The sequence below is a fragment of the Longimicrobium sp. genome (genome assembly GCF_036280135.1).
In the GTDB taxonomy this organism is placed as follows: Bacteria; Gemmatimonadota; Gemmatimonadetes; order Longimicrobiales; family Longimicrobiaceae; genus Longimicrobium.
This window is the reverse complement of the sequence record NZ_DASURI010000480.1, coordinates 1-4,856: the sequence shown is the minus strand read 5'-3', so window position 1 is coordinate 4,856 and position 4,856 is coordinate 1. Positions and strand designations below refer to the sequence as shown.

Genomic DNA, 4,856 nt, shown 5'->3' with positions numbered 1-4,856 from the left:
GAACTGCCACATCACGTTGTCGGGGCCGTAGCCCTGCGCGGGGCGGTTGTTGGCGTCCGTGTTCACGTACTGCACGGAGGCGTTGGCCCGCAGGCGGTCGTTCAGGTCCGCGCCGCCGTTGAAGCCCACCGTGGTGCGCTGCAGCTTGAAGCCCGGGTACATCCCGTCCTGGTCCAGGTTGGCCACGGACAGGCGCATGTTGGCCCCCTCGCGGGCGTAGCTGAACGCCGCGCTCGTGTTGGCCGTGCGCCCCGTCTCGAAGAAGTTGCGCACGTTGTTCGGGTGGGACACCCAGGGCGCGGGTTGGCCGTTGCTGAAGAACTGGACGACGGACGTGTCGTTGTCCAGGCGCGGGCCCCAGCTCTCGTCGTAGTCGTCGTTGATGCCGCCGCCCTTGCCGTTCACGTAGCCGTACCGGCCGTTGAAGCCCTGCCCGTAGCTGTTCTGGTAGTCGGGCAGGCGCAGGGGCTCTTCGAACGTCACCGTGCTGGAGGCGGTGACGGTTCCCCCGCCGCCGCCCCGGCCGCTCTTGGTGGTGATGATCACGGCGCCGTTGGCCGCCCGCGAGCCGTACAGCGCGGCCGCGTTGGGGCCCTTGAGCACCGTGATGGACTCGATGTCGGCGGGGTTCAGGTCCTGCACCACGTTGCCGTAGTCGATGGCGTTGTAGCCCATCGTCCCGCCGCCGCCCGCCGAGTTGGTGACCGGCACGCCGTCCACCACGAACAGGGGCTGGTTGTCGGCGCTGATGGAGTTGGCGCCGCGGATGACGATGCGCGACGAGCCGCCCGGCGAGTTGGAGTTCGTGATGGTCACGCCCGACACCTTGCCGGACAGCGCCGTCACCAGGTTGGTCTCGCCGGCCCGCGCGAGCTCGTCGCCCTCCACCTCCTGGACCGCCGTGCTGATCTCCCGCTCCTCGCGGGTGATGCCCAGCGCCGTCACCACCAGCTCGTCCAGCACCAGGCCGGTGGCGTTCAGGGCAAAGTCGGCCGTGGTGGTGCCGCCGGCCGTGACGGTGACCGTGCGCTGGGTGCTGCCGTAGCCCAGCATGGCCACGCGCAGGGTGCGGGCGCCGGCGGGGACGTTGCGCAGCACGTAGCGCCCGTCCGCGCCCGTGGCCGCGCCAAGGGACGTGCCGTCCACGGTGACGCGCGCCCCCTGGACGGGGCCGCCGCCCTGGGCGTCGGTCACGGTTCCCTGGAGGGTCCCGGTCCCTTGCGCCGCCGCGGGCCGTACGGCCGCGGCGAGCAGGGCCAGGACCGCGAGCATCCAACCGAGTTTACGCATTCGCGTGCTCCTGCTGCGGGTGTGGGTGCAAGACAACGCGCGCCCACCCGCCGGCGGGCGCACGCTGCGGGGTGCGCCGTACACGACGGCGCAGAATGATTGCACAATGTTTTGCCCGGACAGGCCAGGCGCGCGCGGCGCCGGGCAAAAACATCGGGAAATGCTGCGGGACGATGCGGGTCGGTACGGCGAGGCGGGGCAGTGCGCCCCACGTGAAGATCAAATGGATGACGGCAGGTTACAGCGTCGTGACGCGCGCGGCAAGGGTGTCCGGCCCCGCCGCGCCCGCCCCGGATTCGGAAGCCAGTATTCCGAATACTTGTCTCAGTGGTGTGACAAATCTGCGCTCCAAGAAAATGTCCCGCCCGGAGAGCGCGTCTCCGGTGCAGGACGTGTAAACGCGTTGTCGTGCGGGCATCGGGGGATCGATCGGCAATTCCCGATCGTGGCGAGGACCGTCGGCATGCCGGGCACCACTGTTCGCTGACGCGTCATCCTGTGAGAAGAGGCTGACAACCCCTTCCACGGAGTCCCGCGCGCTTGTCATCCTGAGTCATTCGGCGCTACGCGCACCCTGCGGGATGAAAGTCGCCGCCATCCAACCTCCCCCAGGGGTCTTTGGGGGAGGTGCGAGCCTAGGCGAGCGGAGGGGGCGCTCGCGCGGTGCGCCTCCATGCACGAGGCCAGCCCTGGCTTTCTATTCAGGGAGCCGCCGCGCAGGTCTTTGCTGGTGCGCAATCCGTGGCGGCGACCGAAGGATCTTGCCTGCAAAGCTCTGCGGGCGCCCTCGTGCACGAGAGCGCGTCCCGAGTTTCGCACACAAGATCCTTCGGTCGCGCCATCGTGCGGCGCGCGTTCAGGGCCAGCGCGGCGCTCCCTCAGGATGACGCTCTCCTGGTTTCGCTTGAAGACAGGTCTGGCAACATCTTTTGAAGGAGCGCCCGCGCGCGGGCAACTCCTCAGGATGGACTCGTGTGGGAAATCGAGACTGCTCAGCGCGGATCAGAGCTTCTGCAGGACCTCCACGGCGGCGTGGCGGGCGGGCTCGGGCGCGGGACGGCCAAAGAGGTAGCCCTGGAGCAGGTTCACGCCCAGCTGGCTCATGATCTCCCACTCGGCCTCGCGCTCCACGCCCTCGGCGAGCACCATCTGCCCGTTGTCGTGCCCCAGCTTGGCGAGCGACGCGCACACGTCGCGGTGAAACTGGGATTCGGGCGCGCGAGAGACGAACTCGCGGTCGATCTTGATGAGGTCCGGGCTCAGGTCCGCCAGCAGGCCCAGCCCGGAATATCCGCTCCCCACGTCGTCCAGGGCCACCTTGAACCCCGTGGCGCGGTAGTACGCCAGCAGGTTGCGCAGGTGGGCCCGCGAGGCTGTCTGCTCACTCTCCACCACCTCGAAGATCACGTGGTCCGGCTCCAGCCCCGCCTCGGCCGCGGCGCGCACGGTGGTGCGCAGGCAGAACTCCGGTCGGTAGATGGCCGTGGGCAGGAAGTTCACCAGCAGGTGGATGGGCGGCACGAGGCCCGCCGCGCCCGCGTTGCGCAGGTGCATCTCGCGCACGTGGCGGTCCAGCATGAAGGTGAGCTGCTCCTGGCGCGCCCACTCCAGCAGGGTGGCGGGGCTCACGAGGGTGCCGTCGTGGGCCACGCCGCGCATGAGGCACTCGTACCCCCACAGCTCCAGGGTGCCGGCCCAGAAGATGGGCTGGTACCACGTCTCCATCCGCCCCTCGCGCAGCATGGCGGCCAGGGGCGAGCTGTCCGCCGAGACCATGTCCCCCAGGCGGTCGGCGTGCATGAGCGTCACCAGCTGGGCGGCAAGGGGCTCGCCGCGCCGCACCCACGTGGCGCGCAGGGCGCCAAAGCGGGCCGCGTCCAGCTCCGTGCGCAGGAACGTGGCGACCTCGGCCACGCCCGACCAGCGTGACCGGCCGCCCACCTCCACGCGGACGGCGGCCAGCTCCGGGTGCACCGTCCAGTCCTCGCCGGGGGTAAGGCCCGTGAGCTCGGGGTAGCCCTCCAGCCCCGGGGCCAGCACAGCGAGGGCGCGCGCGTCCGTCCTGCAGTCGCAAACGTGCATGGGAATGGTCTTTGGTCCCGCCGGGATGAGCAATCCGTGGGGCGCATGGAAAAACAACGGACGCCCGGCTCACCGCGAAGGGCGTGCCGGGCGTGCTACAGTGCCATGGAGCAGGTACGCGGGGAGATCAGGCCACCCGACCCCGCCGGGCCCACACGCGGATCTGGTCCAGGAACGCGCGCACGTCGATGGGCTTGGGCACCAGGTCGTCGCACCCGGCGTCCAGCACCCGCTGGCGCGCGCCCTCCATGGCGGTGATGGCCAGGATGGGCACGCCGCGCAGCTCCTCGACGGCGCGGATCTCGCGCGTGGCCTGGAACCCGTCCACGTACGGCATCATCATGTCCATGAGGATCACGTCCGGGCGCTCGGTCAGGGCGCGCTCCACGGCCTCGCGGCCGTTGCCCGCCTCCACCACGCGAAAGCCGAACGCGTCCAGGAGCGTGCGCAGGGCGTCGCGGCTGTCCTCGTGGTCCTCGGCAATGAGGATCACGGGCGGCCGCTCGTCCTCGGGGCCGGGCTCCGGGGGACGCACGGTGCTCATGCGCGGCGCCGGCACCCGCGTGGGGCGATACGGCCGGTCGTCGGAGGCGGAATGAGAAAGCGCCTCGGCATGCGAGAGCGAGGTTGCGGACATTCCTGAAATGAAGGTACGGAAGCGGACCGCGGGCGGGCCGGATCGGTATACGCAATTCCACGGCAGGGGAAAGCAATTCGCATGCCCGGCGGAAACCAGTCATTCCGCGCTCATCCGCTCCCTTCGTGAACTTGCGTCCCACCGCCATTCCCATGGGATTGGCGGCGGGTGCTCGGCGGGCGTTATCATCCCTCCCGTCGCACCCACACGGAATCGGACCCGGACGAGCACGGGAATGCCCCGAATGCAGCTTACCCGGCGCGTGCGCTTCAGCGCCGCGCACCGCTACCACCGCCCCGACTGGAGCGAGGAGCGCAACCGCGCCGTCTTTGGCCCGTGCGCCAACCCGTACGGCCACGGGCACGACTACCTGCTGGAGGTGACGGTGGAGGGGGCGGTGGACGAGGAGACGGGCTTTTCGGTGGACCTGGGCGCGCTGGACGCGCTGCTGCGGGCGGAGGTGGTGGAGCGGCTGGACCACCAGCACCTGAACCACGTGGTGCCCGAGTTCGCCCCCGGCGGGCGGATTCCGACGACGGAGAACATCCTGCTGCTCCTGTGGGGCCGCCTGCACGGGCGCCTGCCGGCCGGCGCCCGCCTGGTGCGCCTGCGCCTGCACGAGAACCGCGACTTCTACGTGGACTACGCGGGGGAGTAGGGCGGGGGCGGGGATTTACGCACATGGGCGGAGCGTGTCTCGCGCGCCGTGAGCAACCGGGATGATCGTTGACAGAACAGACCGGGAGGATGGTTGACAAGTCCTCACGGTGCTGACGCTGTTCAAAACGATGTTGCTCTTCACCCACCCCTTGGGAGGCGTAAGCAGCCCCACGGGAATGGGAGCCCT

Annotated in this window: 4 protein-coding genes; 1 reads left to right on the top strand and 3 read right to left on the bottom strand. The window is 69.9% G+C overall.

The window, feature by feature from the left end:
- The 3 genes from VFZ20_RS15595 to VFZ20_RS15585 form a co-directional block, all read right to left on the bottom strand.
- Positions 1–1,272: TonB-dependent receptor plug domain-containing protein (locus VFZ20_RS15595; RefSeq protein ID WP_329684834.1), on the bottom strand; the 1,272-nt coding region annotated here is incomplete at its 3' end.
- A 1,020-nt stretch (positions 1,273–2,292) separates the two neighbouring features.
- A complete protein-coding gene (locus VFZ20_RS15590; protein ID WP_329684833.1) occupies positions 2,293–3,372 on the bottom strand; it encodes an EAL domain-containing protein in 1,080 nt (359 codons plus the stop codon).
- A gap of 127 nt (positions 3,373–3,499) precedes the next feature.
- Positions 3,500–4,009: a response regulator gene (locus VFZ20_RS15585; RefSeq protein ID WP_329684832.1), complete on the bottom strand. Its 510-nt coding sequence runs from the start codon at positions 4,007–4,009 to the stop codon at positions 3,500–3,502.
- 235 nt (positions 4,010–4,244) lie between these two features.
- Here VFZ20_RS15585 and VFZ20_RS15580 point away from each other — a divergent pair, with 235 nt between their 5' ends.
- A complete protein-coding gene (locus VFZ20_RS15580) occupies positions 4,245–4,667 on the top strand; it encodes a 6-pyruvoyl trahydropterin synthase family protein (protein WP_329684831.1) in 423 nt (140 codons plus the stop codon).
- Positions 4,668–4,856: the final 189 nt, after the last annotated feature.